At 63.6% G+C, this 21,036-nt stretch carries 13 protein-coding genes; 3 read left to right on the forward strand and 10 right to left on the reverse strand.

The genetic code is table 11. The features are described 5' to 3' along the window. The first annotated feature begins 11 nt into the window (after positions 1-11). Positions 12-5,459, forward strand: a complete 5,448-nt coding sequence (locus KA354_05755) for a hypothetical protein (GenBank protein MBP7934137.1) — start codon at positions 12-14, stop codon at positions 5,457-5,459. Here the strand turns inward: KA354_05755 and KA354_05760 are convergent. Genes KA354_05760 through KA354_05775 form a run of 4 tightly spaced genes read right to left on the reverse strand, consistent with a single transcriptional unit; the run spans position 5,443 to position 10,918 of the window. Beyond that, positions 5,443-6,276, reverse strand: coding sequence for a biotin--[acetyl-CoA-carboxylase] ligase (locus KA354_05760; protein MBP7934138.1), 834 nt, complete (start codon positions 6,274-6,276; stop codon positions 5,443-5,445). The two genes, KA354_05755 and KA354_05760, sit on opposite strands and share 17 nt — an antisense overlap. A gap of 2 nt (positions 6,277-6,278) precedes the next feature. Beyond that, a complete protein-coding gene (locus tag KA354_05765; GenBank protein MBP7934139.1) occupies positions 6,279-7,814 on the reverse strand; it encodes a hypothetical protein in 1,536 nt (511 codons plus the stop codon). A 6-nt stretch (positions 7,815-7,820) separates the two neighbouring features. Beyond that, positions 7,821-10,076: a GreA/GreB family elongation factor gene (locus tag KA354_05770; GenBank protein ID MBP7934140.1), complete on the reverse strand. Its 2,256-nt coding sequence runs from the start codon at positions 10,074-10,076 to the stop codon at positions 7,821-7,823. A gap of 8 nt (positions 10,077-10,084) precedes the next feature. Further along, positions 10,085-10,918 carry a class I SAM-dependent methyltransferase gene (locus KA354_05775; protein MBP7934141.1) on the reverse strand — a complete coding sequence of 278 codons (834 nt, stop codon included), beginning with the start codon at positions 10,916-10,918 and terminating at the stop codon, positions 10,085-10,087. 205 nt (positions 10,919-11,123) lie between these two features. Between KA354_05775 and KA354_05780 the strand changes: the two genes are divergently transcribed. Then, complete coding sequence (locus tag KA354_05780; protein MBP7934142.1) at positions 11,124-12,020, forward strand: GNAT family N-acetyltransferase; 897 nt, start codon at positions 11,124-11,126, stop codon at positions 12,018-12,020. 16 nt (positions 12,021-12,036) lie between these two features. Here the strand turns inward: KA354_05780 and KA354_05785 are convergent, their stop codons facing one another. The 6 genes from KA354_05785 to KA354_05810 form a co-directional block, all read right to left on the reverse strand. Then, on the reverse strand, positions 12,037-13,125 hold the full coding sequence (locus KA354_05785) for a GNAT family N-acetyltransferase (protein MBP7934143.1): 1,089 nt from the start codon (positions 13,123-13,125) through the stop codon (positions 12,037-12,039). Positions 13,126-13,396: 271 nt separating this feature from the next. Next, positions 13,397-13,627 (reverse strand): hypothetical protein, encoded by a 231-nt coding sequence (locus KA354_05790; protein ID MBP7934144.1) that lies wholly within the window; start codon positions 13,625-13,627, stop codon positions 13,397-13,399. 463 nt (positions 13,628-14,090) lie between these two features. Then, entirely contained in the window at positions 14,091-14,879 is a 789-nt protein-coding gene (locus KA354_05795) for a prepilin-type N-terminal cleavage/methylation domain-containing protein (protein MBP7934145.1), read from the reverse strand. Between the two features lie 88 nt (positions 14,880-14,967). Beyond that, a complete protein-coding gene (locus KA354_05800) occupies positions 14,968-16,872 on the reverse strand; it encodes a hypothetical protein (protein MBP7934146.1) in 1,905 nt (634 codons plus the stop codon). A gap of 240 nt (positions 16,873-17,112) precedes the next feature. Beyond that, the gene (locus KA354_05805) at positions 17,113-18,321 is read right to left on the reverse strand and encodes a 4Fe-4S binding protein (protein MBP7934147.1); all 1,209 of its coding nucleotides are present in this window, start codon (positions 18,319-18,321) and stop codon (positions 17,113-17,115) included. A gap of 106 nt (positions 18,322-18,427) precedes the next feature. Next, on the reverse strand, positions 18,428-19,345 hold the full coding sequence (locus tag KA354_05810) for a hypothetical protein (GenBank protein ID MBP7934148.1): 918 nt from the start codon (positions 19,343-19,345) through the stop codon (positions 18,428-18,430). Between the two features lie 455 nt (positions 19,346-19,800). Between KA354_05810 and KA354_05815 the strand changes: the two genes are divergently transcribed. Then, positions 19,801-20,847 (forward strand): PEP-CTERM sorting domain-containing protein, encoded by a 1,047-nt coding sequence (locus KA354_05815; protein ID MBP7934149.1) that lies wholly within the window; start codon positions 19,801-19,803, stop codon positions 20,845-20,847. The last annotated feature ends 189 nt before the right edge of the window (positions 20,848-21,036 follow it).

A 21,036-nucleotide genomic window follows, 5' to 3' on the forward strand; every position in this document is an offset into this window, starting at 1 on the left:
GAGGAGGAGCGATGCGATCCTGGACACAAGTGGCTGGGCCCGCCGGCCTGCTCGCTCTGGCTGTTGTTCTGGGGAGCGCCAGCGCCTCGCAGGCGGTCGTGCGCCGGGTCAAGGCTGACGCCACCGGAGCCGGCAATGGCGCTACCTGGCACGATGCATTCACTGAGCTTCAGAGCGCTCTGGCCGCCGCTCAGCCGGGCGATGAGATCTGGGTGGCCGCCGGGGTTTACCGCCCCGACGTTCACCCGGCGACCGGCGGCCACACCGGCGACCGCAGCCTCAGCTTTCGCCTCAAGGTTGGCGTGGGTGTCTACGGCGGCTTCGATGGCACGGAGAGCGTTCGGAGCACCCGGAACCCTCTCAAGAACCGCACCTTCCTGAGCGGAGATCTGAACGGTGACGACCATGCCGGTGGCGACCCGCGCGAGAACAGCCTGCACGTGGTGGTCGCTGACGGGGTGGATGCCACGGCCGTGCTCGACGGTGTCATCATCACCGCAGGCAACGCCGACCTACCGTCCTCCGGCAATGACCCACATACCGACCGGGGCGGCGGCATGCTGCTTCCGTCGGCCGGGAGTAAGCCCACACTGCTGGGATGCGTGTTTCTGCGCAACCGCGCGGGCTGCCAGGGCGGAGGCCTGTTCATCCGCGGAAGCAGTCCCGAGCTCAAGGGCTGCGTCTTTCGAGGGAACGTCGCCATTGACGAACTCGCCCACGGTGGCGGGCTCTGCAACTTCGCAGGCAGCAATCCTCGCATTACCGGTTGCTGGTTTGTGGACAACGAGGCCGGGGCGAGCGGCGGCGGAATGTCCAATCTCGATTCCAGTCCCACCCTGGTGAACTGCACCTTCACCGGAAACAGCGCCGGCGGCACACCCGGTGGCGGGGCCATTTTCATCAACCAGATCCCTCAGGATGCTAAAACATCCCTGTGGAATTGCATTTGTTGGGGCAACATGGCCTCTGACGGTCCGGAGATCGTACTGATCGGCGGACTGCTCGATGTGCGTACCAGCCTCATCGCGCGCGGCAGACAAGGCATTATCCCCGCCGCCATGACGCCAGCATTCGACCCGGTCATCGGGGCAGATGGCATCTTGAACGACGATCCGCGGCTCACGCCGGACGGCCACCTCCGGGCCGACTCGCCGTGCATCGATGCAGGCGACCCGCCCCCGACTGACATTGGCGCCGACCAGTTCCTGGACACCGATGGGGATGGGCTTCCCGACTGGTGGGAGAGGCTCTATTTCACTTTGGACACTGGTCCACGTGTCGATCCGGACGGCGACGGTCTCTTGAACCTGGAAGAATACGAGGGCTGCTCGAGCGATCCGGCTGCTGTCCCCATCCACGTGTGCAAGGGCTGCCCCTCCGTCGCCCCGGACGGCTCGGCCGCCCGGCCGTTCAAGACCATTCAGGCCGGTATCGGTGCCGCCCAGGAGGGCAACACCGTCCTTGTTCGACCCGTTCCCACTGCCATTTACTCCGACGCCGGCGACGTGAATCTCGACTTCGGCGGCCGATCGCTGATCGTACGCAACGGCGGCCCCGGAGCCATCACCATCGACTGTGGCGGGAACCACCGGGTGATCAGCACGGACTCGATCCGGGCCGACTTCGTGGTTCTGGAGGGTTTCAATATCATCAACGGGGGCGGCAATCCCGGAGGGGCCCTCTACCTCCAGCACGCCCGGTTGCGGCTCAAAGGGTGTGAGTTCAGAGACTGCGGCAGTTCCACCGTCGGGGCTGAACGAACCGCCCTCTACGGTCTCGAGGCCTCTCTCGTTGTCGCAGGCCAGGTGGAGATCGGGGCGGGCAACGGCCAACCGGCCGCATGCCTCTCCGGCACGAACGTGATTCTGGCCGATTCAACCTCGCTGATCGATCTGCCGGGGCCGCAGCCCACGATCATGGAGGTCGGTTTCTGCAGTTTCGACGGCCCCGGTCTTCTGCGCCTCCGGGCGGGCACGACCCTGGCCATGAGCGCCGGTAGCCTGCCGACGGAGGTTCGAGCCACGATCAGAGGCGCCGGCAGCGTGTTCGTGCCTCCCGAGACGCAACTTGTTCTTGCCGGCGACACGGTGCTCAATCTCGGCGACACCGAGGACCCGGCTGGTCCGTGCGCGTCCCCCGGTCCGACGGGTACCGCCGGGACACTCACGGCGACCGGCACGCTCATCCTTTGCGACAATGCTCGGCTTCATCACTGCCAGTTGGACGTCAAGAGCCTCCGGGTCCTGGAGACCAGCACAGTCTCTCATTGCACGATCCGCCTGATCGAGTCTTCGAGAGGCTTTGGAGGAGAGCTGCTGATAGATCCGCTGGCCACGGTGAGCTGTAACGTGATCACCTCCGAGGGCGACCGATACCTGAACCTGGATCCCGATCCTGCCCGGCCGCGCATGAACGTCTCGGATAACCGGTATGACGTCACCATCCAGCCCAGCCCGCGCGGCAGCACTGGCACACTGCTCGAATTGAGGATGGCCGACGATTGTACCGGCGATTGCCCGGCCGGCGCGATCAGACGGGCGGCGCTGCCGGGCGACGCTTACTCCGGCAGCTGGGCACTCGAGAAGCTGGAGATCCTGCGGGGCGGCAAGGTCAATCTGACCAATCAGCAGGGGCTCGTCTTCGAGGATAACGGCATCCCCGAGACGCTGTTTGTCCGCACGCTGAAGATGCACCCACGCTCCGTGCTCAACCTCGGGCTGCAGCGACTCTACTACGACAAGCTCGTGGACGGCGACGACCAGCCCATCGGGCAAGAGAAGCTCGCATCCATGGGAAGCCAGATCATGAGCGTGCCCCTGCTGGGCTTCTCGCTCATCCTCATCGCGATGAACGACGACACCGAGTTTGAGATCCGCGTCCAGACCCAGCCTACCAACCCGGCGGACACTCAGCAGTGCGAGTGCGAAGGCGTCTGTACCGATGGCACGCCGCAGGACCGTTCGTCCTGCCGGGAAGGCCGCATCATGCGTCTGGCCGAGACGGCCGTGCAAGAGGAGATCCCCGGGCTGACCACCGGCGGGGTCATGGAGATGTGGACGCAGGCGCCCCAGAGGAAGTCGGCCAGCTCGGTCGTAGCCCACGGCTCCTTCGCCCGCACTGCCGAGGAGTACATCCAAATCACTTTCGAGTATCTCTTCCGCGAAGGCCCAGACGCGGAACTCATCGTGTCACTGACCGACAGTCCGGAGCCGAACACCGCCGATGCCGTCCAGGTGACCACACTGCGGCCGCCGGCCACCGGCCGACCTGGCGCGATCGGTAGCAGCACCTTCGGCGTCTTCTCCATCCTCCATCCCCGCGGTTCCCTCGATTTCACCCGCGGCACTTACGTCCAGCTCGAACTGCGTGGTGAGGCCTCCCGCATTTGGATTGACAACTGGGATCCGACCGTCTGGTGCACCGTCTGCGGTTCGCTCGATGAGAACCCGGACGTGACTATCGAGGATTTTCTCCTGCTGGTAGCCGAGTCCGGCAAAGCCGTCCTGGACTACCAAAACAGGAGTTGCCTTGACATGAACGAAGATGGCTTCTCCGATTTGTACGACCTGTTGCTCTGGAACCTCGAGCAGTGCCTCTGTCTCTCGACACCCGCCGCGACGGGAACCAGGTCTCGTCCGTCCGCGAGCGCCCGGGCATCGTCCGGGAGCACCCGGCTGCTCGTCGCCGGGCTTGGCCGAAGCCGCGATCCGGAACAGTATTGGTTCCCGGAACGGCTCCATCTGCTTGACCCGGCGACGCTCTGCGGCGACGCGATCTTGCCGGCAGGCGGCGAGGGCAGTGGCTCCAACGGCCGGTTGATGACTGATCGACTCGGTCAGGTGTACCAGATCAATGGCTTCGGAGGAGCCATGCCACTGAACATGGGGCTCAGCCGACTGACGCTTGCCGGAGTCGGCGGTACAGCCGAACAGGTGCTCACCCCGGCATGTCAGCAGTTGGCCGATGGAAGCTCGGTGAGGGTCGGAGCCACTGCCGTCGGCGAGGTGCCACCCTTCGACGTGGCATTCCATCCTTCCGATCCCTCTGTGGTTTACGTTGTTCCCGTGCTCGTCGAGCCACTCACCGGCACGCCCTATCGTGCAGCCGCCAGGCTCAAGCTGGCGGACGGCGGCTTCGACGTGCAGCGCATCTACTACACAGCTCCCGACTCCGAGACGGAACCCGGCAAGAAGATGCCGCGAGAAATCGAGGTGGACCGGCACGGAATGTACGTGTTTGTCACCAGCGCCGCAGTCACCACCTCGGTCGACCTGGGAACGTACGACGAGTATCTGTTCATCTATCGGGAGCCGGATGATCCCGATGATACCGGCCAGCCCGCCGTACTGGTGAACGAGGTACGACTGGATACAGCATCCCAGACGGTAGGCGGTGCAACTCTGTCTCTGGGAAGTCCGGTCATCCACAGCCCCACCGCGCTGGCGCTTTCCGCAATCGACGACCACTTGTACCTGTCGTCCTCCGTGACCGAGACGACGACCACGAGGGGCTGCCCGACGGCCTACCGGTTCGGCGTGGAGTATACACCCGGCTCACCCGATGTGAAGCTGTCGTACCTCGGCCAACTCCAGGTATCATTCGCCGGCCGCGAGGTGCCGTGGTTCAGGGCGACCGGAGACCCCGCCCGGCCTGACACCATTGATCTGGCCTGGGAGTTCCCCGAAGAGCCGGGCTTCGCGGGTGTCCGCATCCACCGCGTGACCACCGACTCCTGGCCGACCATGCCCGGCAGCGAGATCTGCGGCGCGAACGCCGGGACGCAGTGTATCTACCAGGGCAGTCAAGATGTGTCCCTTTCAGACAAGCCCATCGGGGGCGAAGATTTCTTCTATCGTATCTATGCGCTCTACGACGACGGCACGATCACCGGTGGCATCTACGCCGCGGCCCGACTGGGCGACAGCCAGCCTCTGGAGAGCAGCGGCCCCGTGGCGGCGATCACGTCGATCGCCGAGGACCCAACCGATGGCAAGCTGTGGATCGCCGGCTACTCCTCCGCAGCTTTTGCGGCCAATCATTCGGCCGCCGATCCGGTCTTCGGCGCCACCGCGCCACTGTTCACCTACGCAGGCATCGCCGCCGCATCGCCGGAAGACTTCACAGCTTCCGGATCCGTCTCAGCCCGGACGGTTTCATGCAATGCCTACAACCTCGCTCTGCCCATCTCAGCCGTTGTCGTACGGTCGCTGGCAACCGACTTCGATGCGGACTGGGATGTGGATGGGGACGACCTCAGCCATCTGCAGTCATGCGCTTCCGGCCCAGCGGTGCCCTTCAGCGCCGGCGACTGTGCCCACGCCGATCTCGATGGCGACGGCGACGTAGACCAGTCCGACTTCGGCATCTTCCAGCGGTGCTACCGCGGAGCCAATCAGCCAGCCGATCCGCAATGCTGCGGTTCGGCAGGACCGACGCAGCCGATCACAGGAGGGTCGTAATCATCGGGTCGAACCACTCCTGCCGACCGGATTCGAGTTGCACGATAAGGCCGCCGACCGGGTCCACTTCCACCGTCCAGCCGGTGTAGTCGCGTCCCTCACGGCGGAGACGGATTTTCTGGCCCACGGCTTCGGCGTAGTTGAGCCACGCGGCGTGCACTCGCCCGGTCTGCCCCCATCCGGCGGGATCCAGCCACTCGTCAAGGGATTGCAGCAGGCAGCGGATCACCTCGACGCGGTCGATCGGATGTGAGCCGGCCAACTCCAGCGAGGTCGCGACTCCGCGCAAGTCAGGTGGGAAATGCCCGGCCTGCTGCAGGCAGTTGATTCCGATGCCAACCACCCACGCTCGTCGCTCCTCGGTCAGAATCCTGGATTCGATCAGAATGCCCCCCAGCTTACGACCGCTGTAACGCAGGTCGTTGGGCCACTTGATAGCCGGCGTGATCTCGGTTGCCCGACGGATCGCCTCGCAGGCGGCCACGGCGGACACTTGAGTCAGCCAGGCCGAGATACCGGCCGGAGAACCGGCCTCGACCTTGCCGATCTCGGCCGCGGGAGGAACCAGAACCAGGCTGGCCAGCACACTTGCCCCGCGCGGCGACAACCAGGTACGCCCCATCCGCCCCCGGCCCTCGAGCTGAATATTGGCCAGGACGACCAGGCCGTCGGCATCCGCCCCTTCACAAGCCTTCAGGGCAAGGTTATTGGTGCTATCCGCCTCATCGAGAATCAAAATCTGGCGGCCAACTCTCCTAGGAACCCAGCCTTGATGGAGTTGGCCCACGGTGATCCACGTTGCCGGTTCAGAGGGCATGGTCAGTCGTCCCTCAAGGCGGAAATGCGCAGATCGTCGATGACCATTGCGGCCGGACCGTGGACCTTGACGAAGAACGAGTAGTTGTCCCGGTCAAGTCGCGGGGTCTTGATCACCCGCGTGTCGATCGTATTCTCGGGCGCGCCCCATCGGCGACGCTCGCCCAGGATCGACTGCCCCTCCGGACTCAACATCCCGATCTCGAAGGGATCGTTGTCCTGGCCACCACGGTCGACAACGCGGTAGAGAACCGAAATCTGGTAGGCCCGATACGCCAGCATGGTCGCATGAGCAGGGTCGGTCACGAACGTGACATGCTCGCCGGGCCCCAGCGTCCGGGTATCAATCAGAACCGATCTGCCCCCGGTGAGCGCCAGCCGCAAGTCCTGTGTGGGTGTGGCTCCATCCTTGAGTGCGTAGCGGCGATCCGGATTCAGGTTGAAGCCGAATGCCAGCACCAGATCCAGCCGCTGGGCGGGCACCGCGTCCACACGATCCCAAAGCGGCAAGGTGGCGGAACCCTTTCTCACGCGGATCGCTTCGGAGAGCAACCGCAGTTCGTGTTCGAACCGCCACTTCTGCTGGCTCCAATGGGCACGGACTGGCACGTAACTCGCCTGATACTGCCGGATCGACCAGGGCGGCCCGGAGATCATCTGGGCCTGCCACCACGGAAGAGGCTCCGGAAACACATGATTGGCAACGGTCACCAGCCGGGCCCAGTCCTCCAGCGACTGCTGCAGCCGGCGCGTGCACTCGACTTCGTTCCCCTCACCCTTCCGAAACCGTTCCCACGCCACCGCTGCCTGAATCTTGTGCAGCATGTGTTCGGCCAGATTCGCGGCGAGCTCGATCCGGTCCAGTAGTGCGCTGAGTTGCTGACTCTGAACCGGATCCGTCGGATTCAGGTGCCTGAGGGCAGGCAGTCTGGACCTGCAGGCGTCCGCGTGCTGGCGCAGTTCGGCGGCGATGATCTCGGGCGTCGTCGCCCCGGGAGCCGGCCGGCCGTGGACATAGTCGCGAATGCCGACCACCCGCGTCCGGGGGCCTTGTGGAATCTCGGCCGGTGCTGTCTGGGTGGCGGGCGAGGTCGTCGTGCTCGCGGGCGACCACCGCTGTTCCTCAAACGCCGAACGCGTCGGCAACTCCACGTAATCGACCAGGAGCAGACCCATCTGCGGCATGTAGCGGCCGGAAGGCTCGTATACCAGATCGGCGAACCGGGGGACGACGGCCGCCGCCCGCCGGATGCTCTCGAAAAGGTGCCCCGCGTAATCGCCGACGCCGTAGACAGCCCGGAGCCGCTGTTCTTCGCTCGCGCGATCGGCCGAACAGAGCCGCCGCAGATCCCCGGGCCAATCGGAGATCCTCGGTGACCCGGCGGGCAAAGTCGGAGGGTACCAGAGACCCGTCTCGAGAAGGGTGGCGCACCGCGGCGAGACGGCTTCAATCTCACCCGGAGACGGCCCCGACTCTTCGGTCGCCGCCCAGCCCGAGGCCGCCAGAATCCACACCAATGCGGAGGCTACTGGGAGCATGACTGTTTACTGGGGTCGGGGCACCTGGTCCAGGGCGTTCTCGATGGCCTCGATCCGCCAGCCCGTCTCAGGCCCGTCCAGCTCCAGGGTCACCACGTCACCCACCTTGAGCCCCCTGAGCCGCATGCACATGGGAGCACGATAGTTGTAGATTCCTTTCTCGGTATCCGACTCCCATGGACCCAGGATCTGGATGGTGCGGCGGCCGCTGCCGTCAACCGCCGCGAGCGCCACCCGAGTGCCGACACTGATCTCATCGGTACGGATGTCGTTGGCGGTCAACAGCCGAGCCTGGCTCAATTCGTTCTGCATGGCCAGCAGCCGAGCCTGGAGCAGGTCGCGTTCCTCGAGGGCGAACTTGTACTCGGAGTTCTCGCTCAGATCGCCATGGGCCGCCGCCTCGCCGATCGCCTTCGCGTTCTCGGGAATCTTGACGTGGACCAGGTGGCTGATCTCCCCCTCCCGCTTCTGCATTCCGGCCTGGGTGCAGAAGATGAGGCCGTCATCCAGCCAGGGGTCAATCCGCGTCTTGACGAACAGCAGCGGATGGGTCTCGTGAACGATCTTCATCAGGGTCGAGCGGACAACCTGTCCCAGCCCCTCCATCCGGTCGACAGTCCGGTAGATGGTCGAGGCCATACCGGCTTCCATGCCGCTGATAATCTCGCGATAGTGTCTGTAATCCTGGGCACTCAGGGCTGCTCGAATGATCTCCCGGGTGTGCCGCAGGGTCCTCGCGGGAATCCGATCGCTGCGCGTGGCCTCGGCCAGATGATCCAGGAGCCTGGGCAGCAACTCGCGCCGGGGCACCGGCTCGAGAGCCTGGACGCTTGGTCCTCGCCACAACCAGCAGATCGCATCCAGATGCCGCCCGAAATCCGCCAGCAGGCCGCCAACGATACGAACCACGTCCGCGGTCCGTCCTGCTTTGTCGAGCGCCGTGGCGATGGCGTCACATCCATCAACAGGAGCCACCGGCAGAAGAGACATGTAAAGGTCGATCCACTTTTCGGGCAGCGCCTCGCGAACCAGTTCAACTGCCGGAACGAAGAAGCGGTCATCGTCGATGCTGCTGACCAGCGCGGCTGGGTCGGCACTGGCCGCCACAATCGCTCGCCCCGGCCGTTCCGCGTCCTCGGGAAGCTGCGCTCCTTGCGCCAGCCGATCGATCAGCAGGGCCTCGGTGAGGGCCTCCGCCGGCGCACCCTTCCGGGAAACGTCGACACGCTGCATCAGCTCACGGTGCAGTCGACGCACGAAGGCGGCCTTGGGCACGAGCCGCCGGGCCTTGGCTTCCCTCAGGTATGTCTCAATCACCGCCAGTCGCTGAGCGGGCGAAGCAGCCTTAAGCCAGGTCGGCTCGACCTCCTCCTCCAGCGTCTGCCCCTGGGCATGGTAGGTCAATACGACCGGATTGCGCCCCTCAACAATGACGTTCGGGCATCGCCGCAGGCCGGTTTTCGCTTTCGACCACCAGGCACTCCACTTGCTCTGGGGAACGAAACGTGGAACAAGCATCTGTTCCAGGTGATCCGAATCGACCTTGCCACCGTGACGACTCTGGAGGATGCCGATGATCAACGACACCGGGTCCGATTCGATCATCGCGGCCAGTTCTTCCGGGCGAGCCTGCAACAGAACGCGAAAATCGTTCGCGCTCGCCGTGTCCCAGGCCAGCGCCAGGGCATCTGCGTCAAGCGTCTGCCTGCCGGATTTGCCCTTGATGGTGAAGTCCCACGTCGTCTCGCTGATCGCCTCCACCCGGGCCACTTCCTCATCCGAGCGACTCACCAGATAATCGCCAACCGTGAGCCCGAGGCCGATCTCCAGCGTCCGCAGAGCACGCCGAGGGGATTTGCCGCCCGCCAGCCCCGACGCCGCCAGTAAAGCCTCAAAGCCCGACCGGTCGGCAAAGGCCTCCTTGTACAGCCCCACGACCTCCTGACGCATCTCCTCACTGTCACCACAGCAAAGCAGCAACTCTCGCCCCAGGGCCAGCGATTCAGCAACGCTGCATTCTTCCTTCCGGACGGTCAGCCAGCTCCAGCCCAGGGTGGCCGCTCGATCAGCTCGGCCCGACTGAGCCAGGGTCGCGAGGGCCTCAAGCATGTCCGCCTGGTCGCCATTCGGATGGTCGATTGCCATGAGCCAGCGATCGTCAAGTGTTCGCAGATCCCCCCGCTGGGCCAGTTCGGTCAGTGTCGATCCTTGGTTAGCCATGGGGATATCATGACGGCTGTGCGGATCGCTGTCCATAGCCATGCCGTCCCTCATCGAAAGCCGACCACGTAGGCGACCCAGGCATCCTCCACTTCCGCCTGTCGCCGGCATCGGAATATGCCGTTCCCGGTGCCTTCCGATGTCGCCCCCTCCCAGTACACCCGCGCCTGGCGAAAACCGACCTCCAGGAGCGCTTCCTGAAGCTCGGCCAGCGTCCACAGCCGCCAGTCGTAGGTGAACGCCCTCATCATTCGGCTGCCGTCAGGAAACGCGAAGTGTATGCAATTCAACGCCTCACTGGTGATCGGATTGTACTGGACCTGTTCCCAAACGTACGTGAAGCCCTGATAGCGAATCTTCTCCTCGTTCGGCCGGTGAGACTCCGGACCTCCGTAAAGATCCAGCACCAGGAGCCCGTCGGCTTTGAGTGCGCCACGACACTTGCGGAAGTACTCCAGCAGGAGAGGTCGCCGTTTGAAAACACAGAAGGAGAAATTCAGCGCGACGATGACATCCACGGGCGGTGCCTGCACGGTAAGTACATTGGCTCGACGAAGACGAACGCGGGCACGTTGCGCGCGGGTCAACCGCGAAAGAAGATGGCTCCGGCTCCAGCGCAGAGGTTCGGGGTCCAGGTCCACACCAATCGCTCGATTGGCCGGTCCGGCCCTGACCCAATGAGCACAGATCAGACCCGTCCCACAGAAGTCCTCCCGAAGCCACAGCGGGAGGCGACCGTTCGCCTTCCGGTACACCCGCCTGACAAACTTGATCTCGCTGGCCGCGCACTGAACCGCCTCGCTGTAGAGCAGATGCCTGTCGGCCGTCCGGGCGGTCAACCGCCCCCGCGATCTCCCATCTCTCAATGCCACATTCGTCGCCACGGTGCAACCTCCTACGGCCAAGCCACGGCCGCTGCCGGACCATCCGAACATAACCGCTGACACCTGCTTTTCAACGGGATGGGCGGCAATTGACGGAATTTCCTGGCGCGATACACTGCTACTGAACCCGGCAACCCGGACAAGCAGGATAGGGCGTCGGTTGTCGCGAGAGACGCCTCGATGGGCCGGATCAGGAATCACCGGAATGGATGTACCCCAGCTGTTGGAGTTCTATCGCGCCCGCGGCTACGACTGCTTCGAGACGCCCGCGGGCCACTGGATGCTGATGGACGACTCCCGGGCGGTGAACCTCCCGCCCCTCGATGACATCTACCCGACACGAGAGGACATCCGACAGGTCTTCAAGAGAGGCGCTTGGGCCGTCCGCTTCTGCACGACAGGCCCTTGGGAACCGCTCTCGCAGGAGTTCGTGCTCAAGGCCGTTCCGTACGATCTCTCGGTCTGCAAGCAGAAGGCTCGTAACCAGGTCCGCGCCAGCATGTCCCGCTGTGCGTTCCGATCTCCCCGCGAGGCCGAACTGATCGAACAGGGTCTCGAGATCAACCTCCAAACCGCCGCGAGGCACCGCACCAAGAACGACTTCCTGGTCGAACCAGAGAAATGGCGCCGCTACATGGCGGCCATCCTGGCCATGGCGGACGTCCACCCCTACGCCGCCTACGTCAATGATGCCCTGGTCGCCTACCTGCTCCTGGTGGTGGTCGGCGAACGATTCGTGATCATACACCCCTTCATGAATGCCGCCGCATCCAAGCAGTACCCCATGAACGGGCTCCTCTTCCACGCCATCAATGACGCCCGCCAGAAACGGGGACCGTTGCCCGTCTCCTACGGCTTCGGTTCGATGTGGAATATCGAATCCCTCGACCGTTTCAAGATGGCCATGGGTTTCGAACCAATTCCGCGCCCGCGAATCACCCTCTTCGCCCGTTCGGTCAGTCCCATGATCAACAGCGCCGTGGGCGGAGTGCTGAAACGACTACCCCTGCTTCGGAGAACACTAGGGGGGCACTACGCCCGCATGCTCGAGGAGAAACGGCTGGGGAGCAGATGGTGGGACACCGCGCCGGAGTCTCACTGACCGGGCCAGATACCCTTCATGCCTGCCGATTCGCACGCCGCCGGGCTATGGCGCGCAGCAGCGGCCGACAATACACCTCACCCCACGAAACGAACCTCGCCGTGAGCGGCCGGTATACTCGGGTCACAGGCTCCGACCAGCGATGCTCCATCGGCCGGAAGCCGGCCTTGAACAGCGTGGTCCCCTCGGTGCCCCAGTTGTTGAAATCGTAGGCCAGGCAGCCACGCTCTCTGCCCAGCCGCATCGCCTCCAGATGCATGAACTCGCCCGGATAGCACGACTCGAACTCCCGCCGCATCCCTCCTTGGGCGTAGACCGCCACACGACCGGCGAAAAGGACGAGGATCGAACCGGCGATGCGATCACCCCTCCACGCCTGGATGAGATGCGCCCGATCCTTCACGATGAGGCGATTCAGAACAATCTGGAAGCTCGACAGGGGACGAACCTCATAACCGTGGTAGGCCCCGTTCTCGAGCCAGACCTCGTAGGATCGGACCAAGTCCTCGGCCGTCGTACCCAAATGGAGGCCCAGCCCGGTCGTCCTGCTCTTGCGCCCGTAGTAGCGTGTGTTCCGCCGCGACTCCGCCAGCACTCGGTCCTCCGACCGAGTCAAGTCAACTGAGAGTAGTGTGGAACTGAACTCGTGAGCATGGAACAGCCGCCCGCCGACATAACCAGCCCGCCGGTACAAACCCAGCCCCTGTTCGTCGCCCAGCCGAACCGGCGGCCACGCCTGCACGTAGGCAACCTTGTCGCTGACAAACCGTCGTTCCAGACCGGCCATCACCTCGCGCCATTCGCCGTTACCCGGCTCATCGCAGACTGGTCCATGCGGGAGAATGGCAACCCGTCGGTCCACGAGCGGCAACTTGAAGTGGGTGAATGCAGCCCCGGCGACGATCTGCCCCCCCCGCTTGAGGGTCAGAACCTCACAATCCAGACCCATCGGCCGATACGACGAAAGCCAGCCATGAAGCTGGAAGTAGTGCCCACGAGGATGGTGGACGACGAAGTCATCCCACGCCGCGTAGTCCGCGTCCTCGCCGGCGAACGACAGAACGGTCGCCGCCTGGGTGATTCCGGAAGCCGGCTCCGAGCCCATCAATCCTCCATCAATCCTCGGAGAAAACGACACCCGTCGCACCGACCGTCCCCCGAAGCCTGGCCCGATGATCGCTCGATGCTCTTCCACGGATTCGTTTCGGCGCCGATCGTCTACAGATGCACGGAGCGTACCAAGCCGCCCGCAGGGCTTCCCCCGAAGCCGATGACGACCCGAAGACCATTGCGTTTTCTTCGGTTTTCTGGCGATATTCACATATACATCAACTCCCGTTGATATGCAACATCAATGTGGCACATTGGGGCGCTTTTCACGAGAAGCGCGGAAGGCGCGCATCAGGACCGGATTTCTGGCCATGCCGAGCCAGGGCTCTGGGAAGGGTGTGGCTCCTGGCTCGCTCTCGCCCCGCGGCCAAGGCATCTTCGAGCCGTTCAATATCGGCCTCGGTTGGCTTGTCCAGCTTCCACCGCTGCCGAGCAACGATCTGGGCCGCAATCTGTCCGGCGGCAACGCAGTAGTCGTGATGCTCCTGCTCGTTCATGTCGCCTGTACAACCCGATGTTCGGACAAACCGATTCGGAGACTGAGGGTACTTCGGCTCGTCTGCATGGTGGACGTTCCAGGTGAGTAGCACACCATCTCCAACGGCCACCTCGGCTACACAAGGCCACGGTTGGGTCGCTGCGAAGGTGTGCCCGCTGGGAAGCGGACGGCGCGGATGTGAGAATACGGTCGAGGCCGCTCAAGCGACGGTCCCTCGTGGCGGCATCCAGGTTACTTGAACACTGAGCAAGAAACCTCTATAGAGCTCCTCTTGAACGGCAGGGTGGCCGCGGGTAGCCTGGAGAACGCGAGATCAGGAATCGAACGAGGTTGAATCGCCCTGAACATCTTGTGCGGGCCGGCATCTGCCATCACAAGGCATCACGATGCAGTCGCACCCCCCGTGCTTCGGCAGCCAGCTCGGGCGAGGCAGCATGGCGAGTCCACCCTCGTCGCGTGGCTTACAGGCCCGCCTTGCCACCCGGACGGCCGGCATTCCCGTCGAGCCAGAGGATGACCGTCGCGTCGCTCCCTTTCCTGCCGCCGTAAGCGTGGGGGTAGGCTTTGGCGATGGCTTCCGGCAATCTGTAGGAGTTGCTCCAACTTGCGGCCCCGCGGAAACCGCACGCCCCTGGCCCGAAGGATGTGTTGTCCTGGACGATAGGCATTTTTGATGCGTTCCAAACCTTGCCACTGGCATACCGCTTGCCCTTCAACAGCAGCTGGGTGTAGATGTTGGTGGGTATATTGCCGACTTCCTCGCCTGCCGCAATGGTCACCTTGAGCCACGCGTAGGTGTTCCTGTACCGCTCCCACATCTGCGGATGCGCGCCCGGGCACCGCCAAATGTCCGAGTAGGCACTCAGGTAGAGCCGTCTGTCTCTGATTTCTCCTCTCTCCGCCGGCCGGACGCCGGCCAGCAGAGCATTCAGGCCGTATGTCTCGGGTAACGAGCGGGGATCATCGGGGTCCTTCATGCCGGGCGGCCGTCTGAAGTACCAGTTACCCACCGCGGTCCATTCGGGTATCCGGTCGGAGTTGCTGTCCTTATACATCAGGATCGCGTTGTAGATGTTGTGCAGGTTGGCCATGCACACGACTCGCTTGGCTTGGCCACGCGCATTGCCGAGCGACGGCAACAGAATCGAGAGCAGCAAGGCGATGATGGCAACCACCACAAGGACTTCAATCAAGGTGAATCCACGATGGTGCGTGGTCCTGCCTGTGAATCCGTGCGGGCTCGCATTCATATCGTTCGATCCAGTCGTTTTCAACGTGTCACGCCAGCTACAGGACACGGTGTCGGGCCGGAAGCGGCTTGCCTCTGCCCGAAACCGACTACGTTCCGCAAGTGGGGTCCACCGGTACCTCTGGCCCCGAGAAGCAACCCTTGAACACATCCAGGTCGCCGCCGTTCACCACGCCATCACCGTTCAGGTCGGCGTCGCCACACTGAATCTGGGCCAGCGCCCCCTGTTGTGCGGCGCCCGTGTAGCACGCCTGAAAGTGACCAAAGTCGGCCTGATCCACATCGCCGTCCCAGTCGTAGTCCACGATCGACTTGCCCAGGAAGCGGCCCAGGATCTGTCTATCCTTGACGGTCACGAGAGCGTTGCAGTTGAGATCGTACTTGAGGTAGTCGACATAAGCGACCGGGGCAGATGACTCCAGTTCGCCCTCGGCCCCATCCGACGGGGCTTCGAAGTATGCCAGGGTGGTCGTGCCGGTCGAGAAGGTGCGAATCGGCGTGGCCAAAGCCGCCTCGAACAAGGCCACATCGGCCGCATCGACCACATTGTCGCGGTTGAAATCGCCCGGCTTGAAAGCGTAGATCCCGCTGATGCCACCGAGTCCGTTATCCCTGAAGAGGATCTGCGGCACAACGAAGGTCCCCGCGGCGCCGACGTACTGGGCTTGCCGCAACTGCATACGCAGCAACGTAACGCTGGTACTCGCCGAACCTTGGCCCGCGATAAACTTGAGGTGTTGGCGTTTCGATCGAACGCCGACAAGCCGTCCCTGCGGATCGTATCGCCAGACTCCGGCCTGCTCGCTGCTGTCACAGAAGTACAGCGTTCCGTGGGCATCGGCGGTCATGGTCCAGATATGGGGAACGATGCTACCCTCCGCCGTTGGATAGGTGTTCACGCCCGGATCCGAGCCGTCCTCGAGCTGCGATCTCGACACGGATTTGCCGTTCCACTCCATCCATTTCAGGAAATCGGTTCTGCGTAGAGCGGCAAACGGCCCGGCCACGGCCGAACCGCTATCCAGCAGGTAGTCGAGTCCGCCGGTGTTGCCCGATAGCGTGCTTCCTTCAAAGAAGATCTGGTCGCCCGTGGTTGGGTTCGCGGCGTCGAAATCGCGCACGCCGGTAGATACCGCCACCGGCTCCGTCCAAACCCGGCGCTCCGTCGCCGGCGCCTCCAAGTCCAGCGTGTTCGCGTAGAGCCAAGCCACCGCTCCCGTTTCGGCATTCACTTTCCACACCCCACCGAAAGACGGAGCGGAATCGACGAAGTAGATCGACTTTCCATCCGAGGACCAAGTCGGCTGACGCCCCTGGTTAAATGAGACCTTGGCCGGGTGGGCGACGTCGATGAGATCCTGCGACGTCACCAACACGGTGAAGGCATCGTTCCAGTCGACCGTCCCGAACGCCCCCCAAATATGGCCCAGGCCGTCCTCGGCCGTGTCGTAATCAGGCTGAACGGTTGTCGGATCACCCACCGTCCTCAGATCCCAGCGGTACATCTTCTTGGACCAGGCGTATCGCACGCTCGAACCGCCGACATAAACCTCGCTGCTGTTGTCGTTCGAAATGACCAGGCTGCCGGGAGGATACTCCAGCGTTTGCGTGCCGCCACCTGGGGCCGGCACGGTGATCGTCAGCGACGTGGGATTCAGGAGCAAACCCGACGGGTTCTGCTTGCCGGTGTCGTCGGCACTGGTCACGCCGCCAGCCACATCCGACGCGCGGGCAAACCGGTTCAGATCACTGTCATACGTGCACTGGCGTCCCGTGGAAGTCGCCAAATCGTAGTGGCGGAAACCGGTGACCGTGCCAAATGTGCCGATCCAGAAGCAGTCACGGCCCGGGTCGTACACAAAAGCTCCAAGCGTGATGCCGCTGGTCGCCCCGGTTGCCCCGGCCTTGTTGACAACCACCGTCATATTGTCTGGGGCCTGAGCCCAGGCGGCGCTTGCCAGCATCCCAAGCAATGTGCCACATACCAACAACACCCGAGATGTTCTCCACCCAGTGCGCATAGCTCTGCCCTCTCCCTTCCCTCACACCCGACTCCGGCTACCCCCGACTCCGACATGGCCCGAAGTGTGAACCTCTAGAGCCCGGGCCGCAGCTTGCCACCTTTCGACTACCAGATCAGTCGCTATTCTAGGGCATCCCTGCCGTGCCGACCATCATACCGCGCCGCAAGTCGAGCGGCAATATAATCTTCGCGCTTTTCGGAACTTGGCCGCTCACCGGGTCGGTTGGCTCTCCCCAACCACGTCATCCAGACCAAGGGAATCGTAGCCGTCAATCGTAAACGGCGACCCCTGCCAAACTTTACTTTCGGAATCAAAGTAAGGCTCGACAATCGCTTGCCTGATCGACTCCGCGTCCGTCTCCTCGGGATCGTAGATCACCCGGACATAAGCTTTCCCTGGGCCGGGCCAGGCCTCAACCTTCAGATAGCCGGGGACGGCCAGCATGTCGTCGCGCCACAGAAATCGCTCGGTGAACAGGGTCGCCCGGCCTCGGCAGGTCAGTTCGGTGACCCTCAAATCGAGTGTGGCCGTTTGGGCCGGGATAACGCCGCGGGTTAGCTGGAAGGACGGCATGGGGAAGGCGTAAACAGCCGCCACCGCGCTTCCGATGCAGGCGAGCAGGACGGCGAGCAGGACGGCTTGCGGCCACGCTCGGCGGGGCGGTCCGGGCGGTCCCCAACTGATGGCCCCCTTTTCGACTGCCGGGCATGCATCCACACAGTTGAGGCACGACAGGCACCGGGCGTGGGTGACTTGCCTCACACTGGCCACCGGAATGGCCATCGGGCACACGCGCGAGCACTGGCCGCACTGCGTGCAGGTCTCTTCGCTCCGCTTCACGCGGGCAAGGCCGAACCGGGAGAACGGGTTGAGTACCGCGGCCAGCGGGCACAGCCAGCGGCAGAACGGCATGGTGGCCAGCAGCGAGCCAATCACGATGGCCCCCGCAACCACGTAGGCCCAGAAGGTGATGTCCTCGCCATGCCGACCAATCAGGGCGTAGCAGGGATCGAATGCCCTGAACTCCAACTCGCTGGCCCGCCAAGTGATCAGGATCACGACGGCCACAACCACATACTTAAGCAGGGCCAGACTACTGTCCACCGGCCCGGGCACCCGTCTGGGCTGGAGGCCGAGCCGGGTGGCCAGACGACCGAGCACCTCGGAAATCGTGCCGATCGGGCACATGTAGCCACAGAACACCCGTCGCATGAGCAGCGTGCAGACCAGCACGCCCGCGAGGATGTAGAAGTTGGAGATCCCCAGCGAGCAGATCAGGTTGCCTTCGGTGGCGTAGTTGTACAGGGCCTCGACGCCGCCGAAGGGGCACCACTTCTCCGCGTTACCCTTCACGACGAACACGGCCACCAAGGTCAGAACCAGGAACCCGACCTGAACAATGCGCCGCCGCGTTCTCATACTGTCTTGGGCTCGCTACACGGTTGCTGAACAAAACGAGTCGCAGGCAATAGAGCCCGCGACTCGTCCAACAGAGACAACCCTATTGGATGTCTGAGGCGCGCGACTACTTCTTGTCCTTGGCGGCGTCTCCGGTCTTGGCTTCCTCTTTGCAGGCAGTACCACCCTTGGCCCCGATGCTGCAACTCCCTGCGCTCTTGCACGAGCCACAGTTGCCGCCGCCGCTGCACTTGGATTCCTTGACCTTGGACTCGACCTTGAGGGCGCTGGCAAAATCGGCGCTAGCGGTCACGGCACTGAGATCCTTGCAGTCCTTGGCGTACTTCTTGACCGCATCCGACTGGCTCGGGGGCACGTTCTCGAAGCATGCGGCGATCGCGGCAAGCCCGCCCGCAGTGTCGCCGGTCATCGACTTCAGGGTGGCCAGGTCAAACAGGACGTTCGGATTCGTCTCCTCTTCCTTGGCAAGCCTGACGCCCTTGAGCAACTCCTTGGCCTGGTCCATCTTCTCCTGGCGGGCCAGGGCGACACCCTGCAGGATTCGAGTGTGGTTGGTGATCAGCTTGGCCCCAAGTCCACCGAGCAGCTTCTCGGCATCGGCACTCTTGTCCATGGCCAGCAACGTCTCGGCCAAGCCGATCGCAGAGTCGGCGGTATCGGCCTTGGCGTGCATCTCACGGTCAAGGGGCAGAGCCTCGCCGTACAGCTTGTGCATGTGGTAGAAGTTGCGCAGGCTCCTGGCGGTCAGCTCCCACTTCTCGGGGTTCTTCTCCTTGGCCAGACCGTCACGAAGTGTGATCACGCGCTTGAGAACCATGTACTGGGTGCGGTACCCCTGATTCTCGGAATCTGCCTTCGCGGCCTTGGCGTACGCCTGCAGCGCCCCGGCGAAGTCCCCCTTCTGCAGCAAGGCTTGACCCTCCGCAGAGCTCGCGGCGGCATCGCTGGCAACGGCCCACACGTGCCCGGAGGCGATCAGCACACACACGGCCACAAGAGCCAGGACGGTTTGACGGATACGCATACCATTCTCCTCGATCACGGCTGGCCGGCACCGAACCGATCCACGCCCTCAACTCACTTTCCAGTTCACCCCGTGGACCCGGCAGGCGACCCGCAAACAGCGGGAACCGGGTTTGCCGCCTGCTAAGTCTACCAGAACATCGGCCGTTCGGGAATAGCCATGCACTTTGGGTCCCGTAAAAGCACCCTCGCGAGCTGGCGGAATCGTCGACCACGCTCTTGACTTCCTCGCTCAATATGCGACAATAGACGACTGAATTGGTGTGGGTATCCGCTGGCAGGGGCGGATCGAACGGGGAGAAGAAGAGCCACGTGCGTCAACGGGCAGCATGTCCAATCGTGCGCACGGGCCCCCGCAAGACTCTCGCGTCATCCCCCTGGGCGCTCCCACCCGATGCGCTGAATCTGTGTGTCGCAGGTTCGCCTGTTCGCGCTCATAGGAAAGCGAGGAGAGAGATGTCAAGACTGATGGCGGTAGTCGGAATCGTGGCCCTCGTCGCAACGCCAGTCGTGGCGGCTGAGAAGTACAGCGTGGTCGCCACCTGGGCCAAGGTCAACGGCGGTGGCACGTCGACGGGCTACTACTCCGCTGTGGCGGAAGGAGAGACGTTGTACAGCGCGTTGTCGCTCAGTAGCTCGCCACGTATCACCAAGGTGACCGACCTCAATGGTGCCCAAACCGTCACCGAACTGATGTCGACGCCAGCCTGGGTCGCGGCCGGGGGCAAGGGCACTGGCTTCACACCGTTCTATGGATTCAGCATTTCCGGCGACTACCTCCAGTTCAACGACTCGTCGACGGACGCCATCTGGCGGGTAAACAAGAACACCGGCGAGGTCAGCCAGTACGTCACCGCCGCCCAGATCATGGCCTACACCGGCCAGAGTGAGGCCCAGCTGCTGACCCCGTCCGAAACAGCACCCACAGGAGAATTCGTGTTCTACGACGGAGCGTCGGACAGCATCCTGATGACCACCGGCGCCGGCGGGCTCAGTACCTACCTCAGCGCCTCTGACCTGACCACGGCCACCGGCAACTCGGATGTCAGCGGCTCGCTCACCTTTGACCTGGCCGGCAGCTTCTACTGGGGCAACAACGGAAACAAGGCCATGTACAAGCGGGCAACCGACGGCGCGATCAGCCAGGTGCTCGGTCTGGCCGATGTCACGGCGATCACCGGTGGTACCAGCCTCGGATTCAAGGACATCTACGGCGCCCCGGACGGCTGGGTGTACTTCCAGGACAGCTCATCCAAGAACATCCTGAAGTTCGATCCGGCCAACCCGGCAGGCACGCTCAAGAACGTGCTGACCGACGCGGACCTGCTGGCCGGTCCCGCGACGGCCAACAACGTCTACCAGCTGACCTGGTATGAAGGCAAGCTGGCGTTCAATATCCACAGCAGTACGGCAGGGAAAGGCTTCTACGCGATTCCCGAGCCCGCCACGCTTGCCCTGCTAGGCTTCGGCGGTCTGGCCCTCTTGCGTCGGCGAACGCGCTGACCAGAAGCCGGGGCGGCCAAATCGCGTCGCCCTGGCGACTGGAGGATAGCCTGACCACCCTGCAGGTCGGGCCACGCGATCGCGGCTGACACCGGCTGGTCCGCGCGGCCCGACCTGTGCTTCTCGGGGTCCTTTCTCCAGCCGCTCCAATACGACCACGTCGAGTCAAGGCAAACTTGCCCAGCCGGC

It is taken from the genome of Phycisphaerae bacterium (assembly GCA_018003015.1).
GTDB lineage: Bacteria > Planctomycetota > Phycisphaerae > UBA1845 > PWPN01 > JAGNEZ01.